The 18,277-nt window shown below is 73.7% G+C and carries 18 protein-coding genes and 1 tRNA gene; 12 read left to right on the top strand and 7 right to left on the bottom strand.

The annotated features are described in order from the left end of the window. The first annotated feature begins 122 nt into the window (after positions 1–122). Positions 123–196: transfer RNA gene (locus QRT05_RS15015), tRNA-Gly, on the top strand. Here the strand turns inward: QRT05_RS15015 and QRT05_RS15010 are convergent. Beyond that, on the bottom strand, positions 165–2,291 hold the full coding sequence (locus QRT05_RS15010) for an alpha/beta-hydrolase family protein (protein ID WP_289448148.1): 2,127 nt from the start codon (positions 2,289–2,291) through the stop codon (positions 165–167). The two genes, QRT05_RS15015 and QRT05_RS15010, sit on opposite strands and share 32 nt — an antisense overlap. Positions 2,292–2,470: 179 nt before the next feature. On the opposite strand from QRT05_RS15010, the gene nirB reads away from it, so the two are divergent. The 3 genes from nirB to QRT05_RS14995 all read left to right on the top strand — a co-directional run bounded on the left by nirB (position 2,471) and on the right by QRT05_RS14995 (position 5,881). Further along, positions 2,471–5,050, top strand: coding sequence for a nitrite reductase large subunit NirB (gene nirB, locus QRT05_RS15005; RefSeq protein WP_289448147.1), 2,580 nt, complete (start codon positions 2,471–2,473; stop codon positions 5,048–5,050). After that, positions 5,047–5,400 (top strand): nitrite reductase small subunit NirD, encoded by a 354-nt coding sequence (gene nirD / locus QRT05_RS15000; protein WP_289448146.1) that lies wholly within the window; start codon positions 5,047–5,049, stop codon positions 5,398–5,400. The genes nirB and nirD overlap by 4 nt, the downstream gene beginning before the upstream one ends. A 115-nt stretch (positions 5,401–5,515) precedes the next feature. Continuing rightward, entirely contained in the window at positions 5,516–5,881 is a 366-nt protein-coding gene (locus QRT05_RS14995) for a YciI family protein (RefSeq protein WP_289448145.1), read from the top strand. A gap of 40 nt (positions 5,882–5,921) precedes the next feature. Here QRT05_RS14995 and QRT05_RS14990 read toward each other — a convergent pair whose 3' ends face one another. From QRT05_RS14990 to QRT05_RS14970, 5 genes are all read right to left on the bottom strand, one after another. Beyond that, the gene (locus QRT05_RS14990; protein WP_289448143.1) at positions 5,922–7,103 is read right to left on the bottom strand and encodes a peptidoglycan DD-metalloendopeptidase family protein; all 1,182 of its coding nucleotides are present in this window, start codon (positions 7,101–7,103) and stop codon (positions 5,922–5,924) included. A 146-nt stretch (positions 7,104–7,249) separates the two neighbouring features. Next, complete coding sequence (locus QRT05_RS14985) at positions 7,250–8,059, bottom strand: ABC transporter ATP-binding protein (RefSeq protein WP_289448142.1); 810 nt, start codon at positions 8,057–8,059, stop codon at positions 7,250–7,252. After that, entirely contained in the window at positions 8,056–9,135 is a 1,080-nt protein-coding gene (locus QRT05_RS14980) for a FecCD family ABC transporter permease (RefSeq protein ID WP_289448141.1), read from the bottom strand. The genes QRT05_RS14985 and QRT05_RS14980 overlap by 4 nt, the downstream gene beginning before the upstream one ends. Continuing rightward, on the bottom strand, positions 9,132–10,187 hold the full coding sequence (locus QRT05_RS14975; RefSeq protein WP_289448140.1) for a FecCD family ABC transporter permease: 1,056 nt from the start codon (positions 10,185–10,187) through the stop codon (positions 9,132–9,134). Before QRT05_RS14975 ends, QRT05_RS14980 begins: the two co-directional genes overlap by 4 nt. Further along, a complete protein-coding gene (locus QRT05_RS14970) occupies positions 10,187–11,191 on the bottom strand; it encodes an ABC transporter substrate-binding protein (RefSeq protein ID WP_289448139.1) in 1,005 nt (334 codons plus the stop codon). The genes QRT05_RS14975 and QRT05_RS14970 overlap by 1 nt, the downstream gene beginning before the upstream one ends. 465 nt (positions 11,192–11,656) lie before the next feature. Between QRT05_RS14970 and cysK the strand changes: the two genes are divergently transcribed. The 8 genes from cysK (at position 11,657) to QRT05_RS14930 (ending at position 17,767) form a co-directional block, all read left to right on the top strand. Then, on the top strand, positions 11,657–12,592 hold the full coding sequence (gene cysK / locus QRT05_RS14965) for a cysteine synthase A (RefSeq protein ID WP_289448138.1): 936 nt from the start codon (positions 11,657–11,659) through the stop codon (positions 12,590–12,592). 75 nt (positions 12,593–12,667) lie between these two features. Further along, positions 12,668–13,252 carry a serine O-acetyltransferase EpsC gene (epsC, locus tag QRT05_RS14960; RefSeq protein WP_289448137.1) on the top strand — a complete coding sequence of 195 codons (585 nt, stop codon included), beginning with the start codon at positions 12,668–12,670 and terminating at the stop codon, positions 13,250–13,252. 22 nt (positions 13,253–13,274) lie between these two features. After that, positions 13,275–13,616 (top strand): DUF4180 domain-containing protein, encoded by a 342-nt coding sequence (locus QRT05_RS14955; RefSeq protein ID WP_289448136.1) that lies wholly within the window; start codon positions 13,275–13,277, stop codon positions 13,614–13,616. A gap of 79 nt (positions 13,617–13,695) precedes the next feature. Further along, a complete protein-coding gene (locus QRT05_RS14950) occupies positions 13,696–14,043 on the top strand; it encodes a GntR family transcriptional regulator (RefSeq protein ID WP_289448135.1) in 348 nt (115 codons plus the stop codon). Continuing rightward, positions 14,040–15,017, top strand: coding sequence for a DUF1648 domain-containing protein (locus QRT05_RS14945; RefSeq protein ID WP_289448134.1), 978 nt, complete (start codon positions 14,040–14,042; stop codon positions 15,015–15,017). The genes QRT05_RS14950 and QRT05_RS14945 overlap by 4 nt, the downstream gene beginning before the upstream one ends. Positions 15,018–15,087: 70 nt before the next feature. Beyond that, positions 15,088–16,122 carry an LLM class F420-dependent oxidoreductase gene (locus tag QRT05_RS14940; protein ID WP_289448133.1) on the top strand — a complete coding sequence of 345 codons (1,035 nt, stop codon included), beginning with the start codon at positions 15,088–15,090 and terminating at the stop codon, positions 16,120–16,122. A 7-nt stretch (positions 16,123–16,129) separates the two neighbouring features. Beyond that, the gene (locus QRT05_RS14935) at positions 16,130–16,465 is read left to right on the top strand and encodes an MGMT family protein (RefSeq protein WP_289448132.1); all 336 of its coding nucleotides are present in this window, start codon (positions 16,130–16,132) and stop codon (positions 16,463–16,465) included. Positions 16,466–16,498: 33 nt separating this feature from the next. After that, positions 16,499–17,767, top strand: coding sequence for a GNAT family N-acetyltransferase (locus QRT05_RS14930; protein WP_289448131.1), 1,269 nt, complete (start codon positions 16,499–16,501; stop codon positions 17,765–17,767). On the opposite strand, the gene QRT05_RS14925 is transcribed toward QRT05_RS14930, so the two are convergent. After that, positions 17,764–18,234 carry a ribose-5-phosphate isomerase gene (locus QRT05_RS14925; protein ID WP_289448130.1) on the bottom strand — a complete coding sequence of 157 codons (471 nt, stop codon included), beginning with the start codon at positions 18,232–18,234 and terminating at the stop codon, positions 17,764–17,766. The two genes, QRT05_RS14930 and QRT05_RS14925, sit on opposite strands and share 4 nt — an antisense overlap. Between the last annotated feature and the right edge of the window lie 43 nt (positions 18,235–18,277).

The following is an 18,277-nucleotide window of genomic DNA, read 5'->3' as shown; positions in this document are numbered from 1 at the left end:
CCCGCCGCCGATCAGCAGGCCGGGGCCGTCGCGCGTCGTCGCCGCGGGCGGTGGACGGACCGCCCTCTGCCACCCGGTACCCTTGGTGCCGCAGTCGCGGCCGCTCCGGCGCCGGGACCTGTGCGGGCGTAGCTCAATGGTAGAGCCCCAGTCTTCCAAACTGGCTACGCGGGTTCGATTCCCGTCGCCCGCTCCACATACCCCTGCCCGGCGAGGGTGTCCGCCCCCTGCGACCCCGTGCCCCACTGGTCCAGCTGCCGCTGAACGGCCTCGCGCGCGCGGTGCATCTGCTCGGCGACCAGCCGCCGCTCCGCCCACAGCGCCTCGCGCTCGCGCAGCGCCGCCTCGATCCGGGCCAGCTCGGTGTCCTCGACGTCCAGGGCGTAGGCGGCGGAGACGAGCTGCGCGAGGTCCGCGCGGTAGTCGTGACCCCGCGCCACGAAGATGCCGGGCACGGCGCTCAGCGCGTTGGTGACGTCGACGAGGGTCAGGACGAACGAGACCAGCGGGTACCAGTGCGCGAGCTTCGAGACGCCCGGCGGCCGCTGGTCCACGGGCCCGAGCCAGTCCGGCTGCTGGATGGCGAGCGCGGGGCTGAACACCGTGATCGGGTCCTCCGTGTGCGACAGGAGGAAGTAGCGGTGCGCCGCGCGTTGCGTGTCGTCCAGCGCCGCCCACTGCGACCACGACGCGACCTCGACGGCCTCGGCGTCCGGGTCGGTGCCGTGCGGGTCGAGCCGCCACTGCTGCGCCCACGTGCTGCCGGCCGGCGTGCCGACGAAGAGCGCCCGGTCCATGCCGACGCGGTGCAACCCCGGCACACCTTCGTGCAGGAACGCGTCCTGCAGCGTGTGGGCGCCCAGCGATTCTCCGAAGCCCACCAGCCGGGGCCGTGACTCCTCGGGCATGCTGCGCAGCCGCCACGTGAGGGCGTGCAGCAGCGCCCGGTTCTGCTCGCGACCCATCGCGACGCGGTCCAACGACAGGAACGAGGGGCGCAGCGAGTACTGCAGGCCAACCGTGGCGCAGTCGCCGCGGGTGAGGTACTCCAGCGCCTCGATGGCGACGTAGTTGATATATCCCGTGCCGGTGGGCGAGACCAGGCAGATGACGCTGCGCTCGAAGGCGCCGAGGTCCTCGAGCTCGCGCATCGCGAGGTCCACGCGGGCGTCGACCGTGGCAGCGCTGGCGAGCCCGACGAACGCCCGCACCGGCTCCCGCACCGTGCCGGCGTCCGCCTGCGTGACCGCGGCGATCTCGTCGGCTGTCAGGGCCATGTTGACGAACCGGACGCCCTCCCGGGACAGCGTGGACCACTCCACCGCGGACGCCGGTCCGCCGCTGACCGTCGACCCCGTGGGCGGGCTCGTGTAGGCGGCGTCGATCGCCGCGCCGCCCGCCTCGGCGGTCCGCAGCGCGTACTCGACGGCCGCCACGACACCCGCGCCGATCGCGCCCAGGGCGACGGCGTGACCCAGGGCGCCCGCGGACCAGCCCGCGCCCGGGGCGACGCGCCGCACCCGGGCGCCGACGGCCCGCGCGAACCGGCCCTCCAGGGCCGCGAACGACTGCAGCCCGACGTTGACCCCCACCCCGATGAGCAACGACTTCGCCAACGGCGGCAGCGGCGGCGCGACAGCCGTCCCCTGATCGCCGGGGGGCGCGCCCCCCGGCCCACCCATCTTCCCCGTCACGGGGTCGGTCGGGGGCGCGACGCGGGCCGCCTCGTCGGGGTCATCGGAGCGGAACCGCCGGATCTGCCAGGCCGCGAGCGCGGTGCCCACCACGAGCGCGGCGCTCCCCGACGCCTGGCGCAGCACGCGGTGCCGGCCGCCGATCGCGGCGTCGGCCGCGGCCAGCGTGGACACCACGACGCCCGAGAGCCCGACGCGCGCCGTCCGCCGCCCGACGGTCCGCACCAGCGCCCGGCGCAACGGCTCGCCGTGGCGCGGGGTCGCGATGCGCTCGACCGCGGCGCCCGCCGAGGCCAGCGCGAGCCCGACTCCCGCCTGCACCGCGAGCCGGCGGGCCGCCGCGCCCGGCGTGCCGTCGTCGTGGACCAACCGGCGCGCGATGGCCTCGGACGCCGACTGCGACGTGACGACCAGCCCGTACTCCGCCGCGCTGACCAGGCCCGTGGCGGCAGCCTGGTCCGCTCCGTCGCGCGGCAGCAGCCCGGGCATGAACGTCATGCCGGTCGACACGGTCGAGACGAGTGCCGCGGTGCGCTCGGCCGGATCACCTCCGGCGACAGCCCTGCCGACCCTCCGTGCCACCGCCGCTGCGTCCATGTCGCGATCTTGTCGTCAGTCGGTCCGCAAAGCACCCCTTTCGCCGGATTTCGGCGGGTCAACTTGCCGCGGTTCTCACACGCGCTCCGTGAGCACTGTGCGTTCGCGTGGGTCCAACGACCCGGCGGGCGTGCCCGTCACGCGGAGATGCTGGTCGGGCTCCCGACGAAAGGCCGACGATGCGCACCTCTCCTCCTCCCCCGCTGGGACGCGTGGTCGTCGTCGGCGCGGGCATGGTGGCCCACCGGCTGGTCGCAGGCCTGATCGAGCGGGCGCCCGCGGACGGGTGGTCCGTGACCGTGCTGGGCGACGAGCCCTGGGTCCCGTACGACCGCGTGCACCTGTCCGAGCTGCTCACGGCGGGCCGAGACGCCTGCGACCTCGCGCTCGACCCCGCCGTCTGGGACGACCCGCGCGCCACCGTGCGCACGGCTGACCCCGTCGACCACCTGGACCGTGAGGCGCAGACCGTCACGACACGGTCGGGCGCGGTCGTCCCGTACGACCACCTGGTCCTCGCGACCGGCTCGTGGGCGTGGACACCGCGCACTGCGGGGACCGACCTGCCCGGTGTCTTCCGGTACCGCACGCTGGCCGACCTGGAGGACCTGCGCACCTGGGTGAGTTCCCGCTCCACCGCGCTCGGCCGGCCACTGCGCGGGGCGGTGGTGGGCGGTGGCGTGCTCGGGCTCGAAGCGGCGGCCGCACTCCAGGCGCTGGGAACGAGCGCGACGGTCGTCGAGTTCGCGGACCACCTGATGAGCGTGCAGCTGGACGAGGCAGGCGGCGAGGCGCTGCGGGTGCTCGTCGCCGACCTGGGCATCGAGGTGCGCACCACCACGGGGTGCACCGGGCTCGCGGCGGCCGGCGACGGCGCCGTGGCGCGCATGGCGCTGTCGGGCGGTGACGAGATCGACGCCGACGTCGTCGTGTTCTCCACCGGCATCCGCCCGCGCGACCGGCTCGCCCGCGAGTCCGGGCTGGCGATCGGCGAGCGTGGCGGCGTGGTCGTCGGGGCGACCTGCCGGACGTCCGACCCCGCGGTGTGGGCCGTCGGCGAGTGCGCGTCCTACGAGGGCGAGTGCGTCGGGCTCGTCGCGCCGGGAAACGCCATGGCGGACGTCGTCGTCGACCGGCTCCTCGGCGGTCCCCGCCTGTACGTCCCGGCGCCGGAGGGCACCAAGCTCAAGGGCGTCGGGATCGAGGCCGCGGCGTTCGGCGACGTCCTCGCCCTGACGCCCGGCGCCCTCGAGGTCACGTTCAGCGATCCGGTCGCGCGGACCTACCGCAAGCTCGTGGTCAGCGACGACGCGCGCACCTTGCTCGGTGGCGTGTTCGTCGGGGACGCGTCGCTGTACTCGCAGCTGCGACCCATGCTGGGCCGCCCTCTCGGCGCCGACCCGTCGGCGTTCCTGGCGTCCGAGGGCGCTGCGCCCGGCGTGGACCTGCCCGACGACGTCGTCGTGTGCTCGTGCACCAACGTGACCGCCGGCAGCGTCCGCGAGGCGGTCACCGAGCACGGCTGCACCACCGTGGGCGCGGTCAAGGCGTGCACGAAGGCGGGCACGGTGTGCGGCTCGTGCGTCCCCGTGCTCACCAAGCTGGTCAACGCCCAGCTCGAGGCCAGCGGCATCGAGGTGTCGCGTGCCATGTGCGAGCACTTCGCGATGCCCCGCGCGGAGCTGTACGCGCTCGTCCGCGAGGGCGAGCTGCGGACCTTCTCCGCGATCGTCGCGGCGCACGGCACCGGCCGCGGCTGCGCGATCTGCAAGCCGGTCGTCGCGTCCATCCTGTCCTCGCTGCACGCAGGCCACGTGCTCAGCCGGGACCACGCAGGCCTCCAGGACACCAACGACCACGTCATGGCCAACCTCCAGAAGGACGGAACGTACTCGGTGATCCCGCGGGTGCCCGGCGGGGAGATCACCCCCGAACGGCTGGTGGTCCTGGGCCAGGTCGCCGCCGACTTCGGGCTGTACACGCGCATCACCGGCGCCCAGCGCATCGGCATGTTCGGCGCGCGGATCGACCAGCTGCCGGCGATCTGGCAGCGCCTGATCGACGCCGGCTTCGAGTCCGGTCAGGCGTACGGCAAGTCGCTGCGCGCCGTGAAGTCGTGCGTCGGGTCGGCCTGGTGCCGGTTCGGCGTGCGTGACTCCGTCGGCATGGGCATCACGCTGGAGAACCGCTACCGCGGGCTGCGGACGCCGCACAAGTTCAAGGTGGGCGTCTCGGGGTGCGCACGCGAGTGCGCCGAGGCCCGCGGCAAGGACGTCGGGGTCATCGCGACTGCCGGGGGCTGGAACGTGTACGTGGGCGGTAACGGCGGCGCGAACCCCCGGCATGCCGACCTGCTCGCGGAGGACCTCTCCGACGACGAGCTCGTCGCGGTGACCGACCGCTTCCTCGCCTACTACGTGCGGCACGGCGACCGGCTGCAGCGCACCGCGCCCTTCGTGGCCGACCACCCCGGTGGCATCGAGGAGCTGCACGCGATCCTCGTCGACGACTCGCGCGGCATCGCGGCCGAGCTCGAGGCCGAGATCGCGGCGCACGTGGCGGGCTACCGCGACGAGTGGGCCGACGCCCTCGACGACCCCGACAAGCTCACGCGGTTCGCCGCCTACGTCAACGCCCCGACCACGGCCGACCCCGACCTCGCGTACACACCGCAGCGCGGCCAGGTGCGGCCGGCTCTCCCCGGCGAGGTCTCGCACCCGGACCCGCGCATCGCTCGCACGCTCGAGGTGACCCCGTGACCGTTCCCTGCTCGACCGACGTCTGCGCGCTCGGCGCGCTCGTCCCGGAGCGGGGCGCGGCAGCGCTCGTCGACGGCGCCCAGGTGGCGCTGTTCCGGCTCGCGGACGACACGGTGCTGGCGGTGCAGAACAAGGACCCGTTCTCGGGCGCGAACGTCCTCTCGCGAGGCATCGTCGGGTCCGCCGGTGACGCCCCCACCCTCACGTCACCCATGCACAAACAGGTCTGGGACCTGCGCACCGGGTCCTGCCTGGACGACGCGGGCAAGGCACCGCACGCCGACGGCCCCGACCTGCGTACGTGGCGGGTCACCGTCGCGGGGTCCCGGGTGCTGGTCGCTTCGCGCTGACGGTTCGCCGCCACGGGCCGACCGGCCCGACGGGGAACAGTGTCGATCGCGCGCGCCGCGGACGTCATGGGTCCAGCGGGTGCGCGACGCGTGCCCCCGACGAGAGGATCCGACCATGACCACCGCGACGTACCTGGTGCTTCTGCACGGCGACGAGGGCCAGTGGCAGTCCCGCGACGCCGCATCGCTCGCGGCGCTGGACGCCAGCCACCAGGAGTTCGTCGCCGCGTGCGCGCGCGACGGCCACGAGATCCTCGCGGCCCACGAGCTCGACTACGCCCGGACCGCGCGCGTGGTGCGACGCGGCGCCGGCCGGCCCCCGGAGGTCACGGACGGGCCGTTCACCGAGGCCGTCGAGCAGCTGGGGGGTTTCTACCTGGTCCGGACGGCCGACGTCGACGCGCTCGTGGCGCTGGTGGCGGACACGCTCACCGAGGACGCGGAGATCAGGCCGGTCGTCGCCGGCACACAACCCCGCTGACCCCGCTGACCCCGCCGACCCCGCCGACCCCCGCTGGCCCTCACAACCCGGCGCGGATGTGCGCCGTCGCCACCCAGCCGCGGTAGCCGGCGGCGTACACGCGGGTCCAGTTCCCGCTGGTCGCCAGGATCGTCACCTGCCGACCGGCCGAGATGGTCGCCACACGAGGTGCCTTGCTCGCGGCGAGCGTGCGCATCGCCGACGTCTTCGCGAGCGAGTAGGTCCGGTACTGCCGGATGTAGTCGCTCGACACCCACCCGTTGATCGTCGCGCCCTTGACCGTCACGGTCACCGGGATGAAGCGGTTGATCTTGGTGCCCGGCTTGTTCAGCAGGGTGGTGTTCGCCGCGACCGTGGTGAGGATCTGGTGCGTGGTGGACGGGCCAGTGCGGACGTTGAGCCGGTTGGTCGGGTAGTACGTGCAGGACGTCGGGGTGGGCCGCGCGCGGTTGGCGGTGGCGAGCGTGAGCACCGGCAGGTGCGCACGGTTGAGCCACGTCACCGGGTTCACGGACTTGCCCTCGCCGTAGTAGACGTCGCGCCAGACCTCGACGTGCAGGTGCGGGCCCGTCGCCGGGCCGGACGAGCCGACGTCGGCGATGCGCTTGCCCGCCGTGACCGCCTGCCCCACCTTCACGTACTTCGTGGGGTTCCACATGTGTCGGTAGGCGAGGTAGGTGACCTTGCCGTCGATGACGCTGCGCACGACGACGGCGCCGGGCACCGCGCTCCCGCGCGGCCACACCACCGAGGTGACCGTGCCCGCGGCGATCGAGTAGATGCCCGCGCCGCTCGGTGCCGCGAGGTCCAGACCGAAGTGGAACGTCGAGCCGCCCACGACGGGGATGCACCGGGCACCCCAGTAGGACGTGACGGCGTAGGACTTGGCGACGAGCGGGAGGACGACGGTGGTGCCGCCGGCGGTGACGCCCTGCGTGAGCTTGCTGGAGATGGGCTTGGGCGTGGGCGTCGCCGTCGGCGTGGGCGTCGGCTTGGGGGTGGGGGTCGCCGAGGGCGTCGGCTTGGGCGTCGGCGTCGCGGTGGGCGTCGCCGTCGGCTTGGGCGTCGCGGTCGCCGTCGGCTTGGGCGTGGCGGTCGTCGTCGGGCTCGGCGTGGACGTCGCAGCCTGGACCGGAGAGATCGCGAGCGTGGCGAGCAGGATGCCGACGCCGGCTGCCGACCCGATGCGCCGGAGGGCTCGCGTACTGGGTCGGGGGTTCATGGCACTCTCCAAGATCGACGAACGGTGGCGCGAGCGGCGGCGTCGAGGCGTGCCGTCTCACGGTCTTCATCGGTTGCCGGAGGCATGAGCGTGAGCGTTCACCATGACCGAATCACGGCGGGTTGTCGTGGGCGAAGTCGGACCAGTCAGACGCGCGAGCCCGCGTGGTGACGGCCGAGAGGGACGATCATGGGCGTCCCGGAGCGCGGGTCGACGAGCACGTCGCAGCGCAGGTCGAACACGTCGGCGATCACGGCGGCGTCGATGACGTCGCCGGGCCGCCCCTCGACCACGATCTCCCCCGCCTTCATGGCCACCACGTGGTCGGCGTACCGGCACGCGAGGTTGAGGTCGTGCAGCACCATGACGACGGTCGTGCCCCGGGCACGGTTGAGGTCGGTGAGCAGGTCGAGCACCTCGACCTGGAAGTTGAGGTCCAGGAACGTGGTCGGCTCGTCGAGGAGCAGCACGTCGGTCTCCTGGGCCAGTGCCATCGCGATCCACACGCGCTGACGCTGGCCACCGGACAGGTCGCGCAGGTGCCGGTCGACGAGGTCGGCCGTGCCCGTCGCCGCGAGCGCCGAGCCGACCGCGAGGTCGTCCTGCGGGGTCCAGTGCCGGAACCAGCCCTGGTGCGGGTAGCGCCCGCGCGCCACCAGATCGCCCACGGTGATGCCGTCGGGAGCGACCGGCGACTGCGGCAACAGGCCCACCACCCGGGCCACGTCCACGCTGCGCATGCCGTGCACCGGCACGCCGTCCAGCAGCACCTGACCGCCGCGCGGCGCGAGCAGCCGCGCCATGCCGCGCAGCAACGTCGACTTCCCGCTCGCGTTGGCCCCGATGATGGCCGTGACCTTCCTCGGCGGTATCGCGGTGGTCAGGCCCCTGACGATGTCGGGGCCGTCGTAACCGAGGTGCAGGTCGAGGACGTCGAGAGTGTGCTCTGCGGTCATCCGCCGGCTCCGCTCCGGTTGGTGGCGATCAGCAGCCAGACGAGGTACGGCGCGCCGATGAGACCCGTGACGACGCCGGTGGACAGGGTGACGGGCAGCAGGTGCTGGCCCAGGAGGTCCGCGACGAGGACGATGAGCGCGCCGACGCACGCCGACGCGACGATGCCCGAACCCGCCCCCGCGACAAGGCGGGCCGCGAGCGGGCCCGCCATGAGGGCCACGAAGGCGATGGGCCCGGCCGCCGCCGTGGCCAGGGCGACGAGGACCACGGACACGAGCATCAGCAGCCGCCGGTCGCGCTCCACGTGCAGCCCGAGCCCGCGGGCCGTGTCGTCGCCGAGCTCCAGCACCGTCAACCGGCGGCCGAGCAGGCCGGACAGCGGTCCCAGCACGACGACCGCCGCCGCTAGCACCTGGATCTGCGCCGTGCCGGCCATCCCCGACGAGCCGACGAGCCACGCGAACGCGGCCCGGGCATCGGCGACCTCGGCCTTGGAGAGCAGGTAGCTGGTGACCGACCCCATGAGGGCGCCGATCCCGATGCCCACGAGGATGAACCGATAGCCCGAGATGCCCTGCCGCCAGGCGAGCAGGTACACGAGCGCCGACGTGGCCAGCGCGCCCGCGAGGGCTGCACCCGACAGTGCCAGGCCGCCCAGGTTGCCCAGCACCAGACCCGCGACCGCCGCGGCGCTCGCGCCCGACGCGATGCCGAGCACGTCGGGCGAGGCGAGAGGGTTGGCGAGCAGGCGCTGGAACACCGTGCCCGAGATCCCCAGCGCGAGGCCCACCAGCAAGGACGTGAGCGCTCGGGGCAGGCGCAGCTCGCGCACGATGAAGTCCGTCCGGGGGTCCGAGCCCGGCGCGACGACCGAGCGCAGCACGTCGAGCGGCGCGACCCCGGAGCTGCCCACCGACATGGTGAGGACGAACACCGCGACCACGGCCACCGCGAGCACCACGCCGACCACGAGGACGCGGCGCGCGCGTCGCCGCCGGTGCTGCGCGACCTGCTGCGCCACCCGCTGCGCGCCCGGATGCGCGGTGGGTGGGGACGGGTCGAGGACGGCGGTCACAGCTCGACCATCCGGCGGTAGCGCACGAGCGCGACGAACACGGGCGCGCCCAGCAGCCCGATGACGACACCGACGGCGAGCTCGCCGGGCGCCACGACGAGCCGTCCGACGACGTCGCAGGCCAGCAGCAGGAGCGCGCCGAGCACCGCGGAGTACGGGAGCAACCAGCGGTGGTCGGGACCCGTGGCCAGGCGCGCGAGGTGCGGCACCACCAGCCCGAGGAACACGATGGGCCCGCACGCGGCCGTCGCTGCGCCGCACAGCAGCGCGACCGTCGCGAAGAGCACACCCCGACTGAGGGCCACGCGCTGGCCGAGCGCCCGCGCCACGTCCTCGCCGAGCGCAAGGCCGTTGAGCGTTCTGCCCGCGGCGAGCGCGACGACCGTCCCGACGACGAAGAACGGCGCGAGCTGGTGCAGCACGGGCGCGTACCGGCCCGCCAGCGCGCCCACCTGCCACATCCTCATCTGCTCGAGCGCGTCGACGTTCGTCAGGAGCACCGCGGAGGTCACCGACGAGAACGCCGCCGTCACGGCGACGCCCGCGAGCGCCAGCTTCACCGGCGTGGCCCCCTCGCGCCCGAACGACGCGATGCCGTAGACGAGCACAGTGGCGATCCCCGCGCCCGCGAAGGCGAACCACACGAAGGTCGACGCCTGCTGCGCACCCAGCAGGAGGACTGCCAGCACGATCGCCACGGCGGCCCCGGCGTTGATCCCCATGATGCCGGGGTCGGCCAGCGGGTTGCGGGCCACCCCCTGCAGGAGCGCCCCGCTCAGCCCGAGGGCGCCCCCGACGGCGAGCCCGAGCAGCGTCCGGGGCACCCGCATGTCGCGCACCACGGTGTGGTCGGTGCTCGTCGGGTCGAACGCCGCGAACGCGTGCCACAGGGTCGCGGGCGCGACGGCGCGCGACCCGAGCGAGACGCTCGCGACGCACACCACGGCGAGCACGACCACGAGGATCGCGAGCCCGGAGCCACGCCTGCCGGCCAGGCGAGCGCGACCGCGGGAAGCGGTGGCGGGCGCGGTGCCGAGCTGGACGACGGCCATCAGTCCCCGACGGTCTCGTCGGCCTGCTCGACGAACTCCGTGAGCCGCTGCAGCTGTGCCGTGTAGTCCGGGTAGGTGTGCAGCCAGTACGCCGGCCACGTCGTGGTGGCACCGGCGGCAAAGGCCTTGATGCTCGAGGCGATGGGCTGGCGCGCCAGCGTGTCGCGGTTGCCGGGGTAGTTCCGGTCGTCGAAGAGCAGCGCGTCCGGCTGGTACGTGTCGGCGTTCTCGAAGGACAGGGACTCCCAGTAAGGGAAGTCGGCGTCCGGCTTCTGCGGGTCGATGACGCGCAGCCCCCAGCGCTGCAGGTCCAGCAGCTCGGGCGCGTACGTCGGCACCGCGACGGCGTAGGTGTCCTCCCAGGGGCTGATCGCGAGCACGTCGAGATCGGGCTTGGCCGCCGTGGCGCGCTCGAGGTCGCTCACGGCTGCGTCGAAGGCCACGCGCTGCTCCTCGACGACGCTCGCGTCGGCGCCCAGCGACTCCGCGAGCTCCGCATACCCCTCGACCAGCTCGACGATCGAGTCGCCCTGCGACGGCCCGACGACCGTCGCGAGCGTGGCCATCTTCTTGCTCGCCTCCTCGACGCCCCCCTCGAGCCCGGAGTACGCCTTCTCGGCAGGCCACCAGTCGCCCACGATCAGGTCGGGGTCGAGGGTCGCAGCCTTCTCCACGTCGATGTGCCCCCACTCCTCGCTCAGCACCTCGACGCCGTCGAAGTCCACGCCCTGCAAACCCACGTCGCCGTCGATCGGCCCGTCCGCGTACACGGCGATCGGCCGGATGCCGTAGCTCATCAGCGCCTTCGCGGCGTAGGCGTGCGCGATGATCCGCGTCGGGACCTCGTCGGCCGTGTACGTCTTGCCGTCGCCCGAGGTGTACGACCAGCCCGTCGAGGCACTCGGCGTGGCCGTCGGCCCCGCCGCGGACCCGGCGGCGGAGGAGCACGCCCCTACGGCGAGCGCGGAGAGCAGAGCGAGAGCGGCGAACGGGCGGCGCGACATGGGCATCCTTGGTTAGGTGAGACTTACTTAGGCAAGGCACACCTTGGCAAACGACCCGGTCGTCGTCAACCTCGTCCCGCGCGGGTCGCCGACGGTGCTCGACCGCGGGATCCTTTGCGCGGTCCCGTGCGTTACCAGTAGCGTCGGGCTCGATCGCGTCCCGTGCCCACGGGCCGCATCCGACCACACCGGTCCTGGAGGACGAAGCGATGCGCGTGCACACGGCCGCTCCCGCCGCCTCCCCGCGCGCCCTCGTCGCGCCCTGTTGTCGCTGTCGGTAGAGCGCTGGCCGCTCCCGTCCGCGCGGACTCCCTGACGGGGGGCCGGCGCCGGCGCCAGTGCTCGCCCCGTCCCCGCCCCTCGCGAGGACCACGCACCACGCCGCACCCGCCCGGGACCGCGGCGCCAGCCCAGGCAGTCCCCCGCTCGCCGTCGACCTGACGGCGGCTCGACCGAAGAGGAACCATGGCACGCATCTACGACGACGCGACCGCGCTGGTCGGCAACACCCCCCTGGTCCGCATCAACAAGATCACCGACGGCGCGGGCGCGACGGTCGTCGGCAAGCTCGAGTTCTACAACCCCGCCAACTCGGTCAAGGACCGCATCGGCGTCGCGATCATCGACGCCGCCGAGGCGTCGGGTGACCTCAAGCCCGGCGGCACCATCGTCGAGGCGACGTCGGGCAACACCGGCATCGCCCTGGCGTTCGTCGGCGCGGCGCGCGGCTACAAGGTCGTGCTGACCATGCCCGAGACCATGTCGAAGGAGCGGCGCGCACTGCTGCGCGCGTTCGGCGCGGAGCTCATCCTCACGCCGGGTTCCGAGGGCATGAAGGGTGCCGTCAACAAGGCCGACGAGATTGTCGGCGAGCGCCCGGGCGCGATCCTCGCGCGCCAGTTCGCCAACGAGGCCAACCCGGCCATCCACCGCAAGACCACGGCCGAGGAGATCTGGGCCGACACGGACGGCGAGATCGACATCCTCGTGGCGGGCATCGGCACGGGCGGCACCATCACTGGCGTCGGCCAGGTGCTCAAGGAGCGCAAGCCGGGCATCCAGATCGTCGCCGTCGAGCCCGCCGAGTCCCCCATCCTCAACGGCGGCCAGCCCGGTCCGCACAAGATCCAGGGCATCGGCGCCAACTTCGTGCCCGAGATCCTCGACACCAGCGTGTACGACGAGGTCATCGACGTCGACGCGGAGACGGCCGTCGCCTACGCGCGTCGCGCCGCCGCCGAAGAGGGCCTGCTCGTCGGCATCTCGTCGGGCGCCGCCCTCTACGCCGCCAAGCAGCTGGCGGAGCGGCCGGAGAACGCGGGCAAGCTGATCGTCACGATCATCCCGTCGTTCGGCGAGCGGTACCTGTCGACGATCCTCTACGCCGACCTGCTCGACTGATCACCCTCCCGGGCCCGCGCACGCGCGGGCCCGGGAGCGCTCGTCCCCCGCACGCACCACAGAACCGAGATGCCGATGTCCGACCCGCAGCACTTCCTGGCCACGCTCCGGGAGGATCTCGACGCAGCCCGTCGCCGCGACCCCGCGGCGCGCTCGCTCCTCGAGGTCGCCCTGGCGTACCCGGGGGTGCACGCCGTGTGGACGTACCGGCTGGCGCACCGGATGTGGCGCGTGCCGACCCTGCGGCTGCCCGCGCGGCTCTTCTCCCAGTTCGTGCGCGCGCTGACCGGGATCGAGATCCACCCCGGCGCGCGTCTGGGCCGGAGGCTGTTCATCGACCACGGCATGGGCGTGGTCATCGGCGAGACCGCCGAGGTGGGCGACGACGTGGTGCTGTTCCACGGCTCGACGCTCGGCGGCAAGTCCATGCGGCACGGCAAGCGGCACCCGACCGTGGGCGACGGCGTCGTGGTGGGCGCGGGCGCCAAGATCCTCGGCCCGGTCTGGATCGGTGACGGCGCGCAGATCGGCGCCAACGCGGTGGTGATCCACGACGTGCCCCCGGGCGCGATCGCCGTCGGCGTTCCGGCCACGATCCGGCTGCGGCCTGCCGCGGCGCCCTTCGACGCCGAAATCGATGACCCTGCCATCTACATCTAGACCCGGATCGAGGAGCGAGCCCATGGCCGGCAAGCGCCGCGTGAGCCGCCTGGCCGACGAGGGACCGCTCGTGTCGACGGTGGCCGACGTGCTCGACCTCGTGGGCGACGCCTGGTCCGTCGAGGCCGAGGTCATCGCGGTTCCCGTCTCCCGGCTCCACCCCGCGTTCTTCGACCTGAGCAGCGGCTTCGCCGGAGACGTCGCGCAGAAGCTGGTCAACTACCACCTGGTTCTCGCCGTCGTGGGCGACGTCAGCGACCACGCCGCGCGCAGCTCGGCGCTGACCGCGTGGATCGCCGAGTCCAACCGCGGCTCGCACGTGTGGTTCGTGCCCGACGACGGCGCCCTCGACGCCCGGCTCTGAGGTCCTTGTCCCCGTCCGGGAGGCGGCGCGACGGTGCGCAAGTTGTTCTAGTTGACGTGTAACAACTAGGATCGTCGACGTGCTCATCCGGATCGATCCCACGTCTGCCGAGCCGCTCTTCGAGCAGATCGGCGCGCAGGTGCGCGCGCTCGTGTCGCGCGGCGAGCTCGCGGTCGGGACGCGGCTGCCGTCGGCGCGGGACCTGGCCGCGTCGCTCGACGTCAACCTGCACACGGTCCTGCGCGCCTACCAGCAGCTGCGCGACGACGGCGTGATCGAGCTGCGCCGGGGTCGGGGTGCCGTCGTCGTGAGCGCCCCCGATCACACGCGGTTGCACGCTGCGATCGCCGCCGCCGCCGCGGCGGCCCGCGACCTCGACATCCCCCCGGCCACGGCAGTGGCCCTGCTCAAGGAGGCACTGAGTTGACCCGCCGCACGCACGCCCCCCACCGAGTCGCGACGACCCTGCTCACGCTCGTCGTCCCGCTCGTCCTGCTGGGCGCGGCCACGCTCCTCGCTGCCAGCTGGGCCGACGAGCTGCCCGACCCCGTGGCAGTGCACTGGGGTGCGGAGGGACCCGACGGCTTCGGCTCGCTGGCATCGGCGATCCTGCCCGCGGTCGTCGCGGGGGTGGTCATCGCCGTCGGCGCCTGGGCGCTGGCCTTCTTCGCCGGGCACGCCTCCTCCACGCGGCGCATCGCCGCGGGCTCCAGCGTCGGGATGGCCGGCTTCCTCGCGGTGATCGTCCTCGGACCGCTCGAGGCGCAGCGCGGGCTCGCCGACCCGACGACGGCGCCGGGGATCGCGACGCCGCTGGCCGTCGCGATCGTCGCTGGCCTGGCGCTCGGTACGCTGGCCGCGGCGCTGACGCCCGCAGATGCGGACCAGCCGGCGGCGTCCGCCGTCGACCCCTCGGCGCCGCGCCTGGCGCTGGCCGCGACCGAGCGAGCGGTCTGGCGCAGGGACGTGTTCTCGCGGGCCACGCTCACCGTCGGTGTCGCGGTGGTGCTCGTGGTGCTGGGCCTGTCCGTCGTGACGCGCATGTGGGCCCTGGGCCTGGTCGCGGCGGTGCTCGCCGCCCTGCTGCTCTCGATGGTCGCGTTGGACGCGACGGTGGACGAGCGCGGGCTGGTGGCCCGCGGGATCCTGGGCTGGCCGACGGTGCGCGTGCCGCTCGACGAGGTGGTGGCGGCCCGCGTGACGAGCGTCCACCCCCTCAAGGAGTTCGGCGGCTGGGGCTACCGCGTCGGGCGAGGTGGGCGGACCGGGATCGTGCTGCGCACGGGCGAGGCGCTGGAGGTCGAGCGGACGGGCGGCCGCGTCGTGGTGGTGACGGTCGACGACGCCGCGACGGGTGCGGCGCTGCTCAACACCCTCGCCGACCGTGCCCGTGCCGTCTGAAGCTACTCGCGGGTAACAACCGATAGGGTGACCGTCGCGTCACCGCGGACGCGAGGAACGGGAGGTCGTCGTGCGCCTGGGCTACTACATGGGCTACTGGTCGGCGGGCCCGCCCCCGCACGCGCAGGAGACCGTGCTCGCCGCCGAGCAGCTGGGCTTCGACTCCCTGTGGACCGCGGAGGCCTACGGGTCCGACGCGCTGACCCCCTTGGCTTGGTGGGGCTCGCGCACGACGACCATCCGGCTCGGCACCGCCATCGCCCAGCTGTCGGCCCGCACGCCCACGGCCGCGGCGATGGCGGCCCTCACGCTGGACCACCTCTCCGGCGGGCGGTTCGTGCTCGGGCTGGGGGCCTCCGGGCCGCAGGTCGTCGAGGGCTGGTACGGCCAGCCGTACCCCAAGCCGCTGGCCCGCACGCGCGAGTACGTGGCGATCGTGCGCCAGGTGCTGGCCCGCGAGGCGCCGGTGACATTCGACGGCGAGTTCTTCCAGCTGCCGCTGGACGGCGGGACCGGACTGGGAAAGCCCCTGCGCTCGACGGTCCACCCGCTGCGCGCGCGCCTGCCCATCCACCTCGCGGCGGAGGGGCCCAAGAACATCGCGATGTCGGCCGAGATCGCCGACGGCTGGCTGCCCCTGTTCTACTCGCCGCGCATGGACGACGAGTACCGCACCCTGCTCGACTCGGGGTTCGCCGTGCGCCAGGCGGGGCTCAGCGACCCCGCGGAGTTCGAGATCACCGCGGCCGTACCCGTGGTCCTGGGTGAGGACGTCGAGGGCGCGGCCGACACCATCCGCCCGTTCGTGGCCCTGTACGCGGGTGGGATGGGGGCGAAGGGCGCCAACTTCCACCGCAACGTCCTCGACAGGCTCGGCTACGCCGAGGCGTGCGACGAGATCCAGGCGCACTACCTGGCGGGCGACAAGCAACGCGCGGCCGCGGCGGTGCCCACCGAGCTCATCCGCGACATCGCTCTCGTGGGCACGGCGGACGACATCCGCGCCCAGCTGCCGGCCTGGCGCAGCACCGCCGTCACGACGATGCTCGTGCAGGGCGACCCGCGTACCCTGCCAGCGATCGCGGAGCTGCTGGCACAGGACTGAGGGGGCGATGGACGACGACTACGTCGAGGCGGTGCTCGACCTCGTCGAGGCCATCCCGTCCGGCCGGGCGATGACCTACGGCACGATCGCGGAGGTGGTCGCCGACCAGCTCGAGGCGGCGGGCCACCGGCGGCGCGGCGGCCCCCGTCAGGTGGGGCAGGTCCTCGCGCACGCCGGCAGCGGGGTCCCGTGGTGGCGGGTGGTCAACGCCTCCGGCGCGCCACCTGCTCGCCACCTCTCGCGCGCGCTCGAGCACCTGGTCGCCGAGTCGACGCCGCTCAGCGCGGACGGGAGCCGGGTGCGCCTGCGGCAGGCGATCTGGTTCCCGGACGAATTGGAGTAGTCGCCGCGCGGTCCCGACGGCACGATGGCCCGCATGAGCCCACTGCCCGCCGGCTACCGCATCGTGTCCGTCCCGGAGTCGCGCAAGGACGAGTTCGTCGCCGTCGACCACCTCGCCTTCGGGTTCGAGCCGACGCCCGAGACGCTGGCGGAGGTGCCGAACACGCTCGAGTGGGACCGGACGATGGCGGTCGAGCGAGCCGACGGCACGCTCGCTGCCGTGCACTCGTCGTACGCCTTCGAGCTGCCGGTGCCCGGCGCGTCGGTCCCGTGCGCGGGGCTGACCTGGGTGGGCGTCCGGCCCGACGAGCGCCGCCGGGGTCTGCTGAGCGCGATGATCGGCACGCACTTCGAGCGCGCGCTCGGCCGCGGCGAGCCCGTGTCGGCGCTGTTTGCCGCCGAGACCGCCATCTACGGCCGGTTCGGCTACGGCTCGGCCGCGGACGACCTCCGGCTCAAGATCCCGCGCGGTGCCAAGCTCCGCGAGATCGCCGGTTCCGAGGCGCTCACGGTCTCGTTCGAGCCGGTGGACCGCGAACGCCACACGGACCTGGTGTCCGACCTGCACCGTCGAGCCGGAGCCGGGCGCCCGGGCTGGATGCCGCGGAATACGGCGGCGCTGCAGGCCAGGCCCGTCGTGGACCCGCCGGCGTGGCGTGACGGCGGTGAGCCGCTGCGCATCGTGGTCGTCCGGGACCAGGACGGCGACCCGCGCGCGTACGCGCTGCTGCGCCGCAAGGAGACGTGGGTGGACGCGGGTCCGCGCTACCCCGTCAGCGTGCGCGAGTCCGTGGCCGTCGACGCGGCCGCGGCGCACCGGCTGTGGTCGTTCGTGCTGGACCTGGACCTCACCAGCGATGTCTCGACCTGGCTGCTCCCGACCGACGACGCGCTCGTGCACCTGCTGGTGGACGTCCGAGCGGCACTCCCCCGGCTGGCCGACAACGTCTGGGTGCGGCTCCTCGACGTGCCGGCCGCGCTGGCGGGACGCCGCTACCTGGCACCGCTGGACGTGGTGCTCGACGTCACCGACGCGCACCTCCCCGCCAACGCCCGCAGGTGGCGCCTGGTCACGGGTGAGCGCGGCGACGACGGGACGTATGGTGCGCGGGTCGAGCCGACCGACGCCGAGCCGGCGCTGACCGTGCACGTGCGCGAGCTCGGGGCGGCCTACCTCGGCGGGCGGTCGCTCACGGCGATGGTCACCGCGGGGCTCGTCGTCGAGCACGCGGCGGGCGCCGCGCTGCAGGCGGGCGGAGCGTTCGGCTGGCCGGTCGCGCCCGTGTGCAGCTGGGTGTTCTAGCGGGACGCCTCGGTGCTCTCGCGGGACGCCTCGTACCGGGTCAGCAGGTCGATGCGGCGCTGGTGCCGCTCGTCGCCGCTGAACGGCTCCGCGACGAAGGCGTCGACCAGGGCGAGCGCCTCGTCGACCGAGTGCTGACGCGCACCCACGGAGACGACGTTGGCGTCGTTGTGCTGGCGTGCGAGCTGCGCGGTGGACAGGTTCCAGACGAGCGCGGCGCGCACACCGTCCACCTTGTTCGCCGCGATCTGCTCACCGTTGCCGGAGCCGCCGATGACGACGCCGAGCGAGCCCGGGTCGGCGACGACGGCCGCGCCGGTCTCGAGGCAGAAGGGCGGGTAGTCGTCGAGCGCGTCGTACTCGTGCGCGCCGTGGTCGACGACGTCGTGGCCGGCGGCACGCAGGTGCTCCGCGATCGTCGACTTGAGCTCGAACCCGGCGTGGTCGGAACCGATGTGGATGCGCATGGGACCCATCTTGCCGCAGGTCGGGGGCGGCTGTCGGCCCGCG

It is taken from the genome of Cellulomonas edaphi (assembly GCF_030362815.1).
Lineage (GTDB): Bacteria > Actinomycetota > Actinomycetes > Actinomycetales > Cellulomonadaceae > Cellulomonas > Cellulomonas edaphi.
The sequence above is the reverse complement of the archived record's forward strand: the minus strand, read 5'-3'. Positions and strand labels throughout refer to the sequence as shown.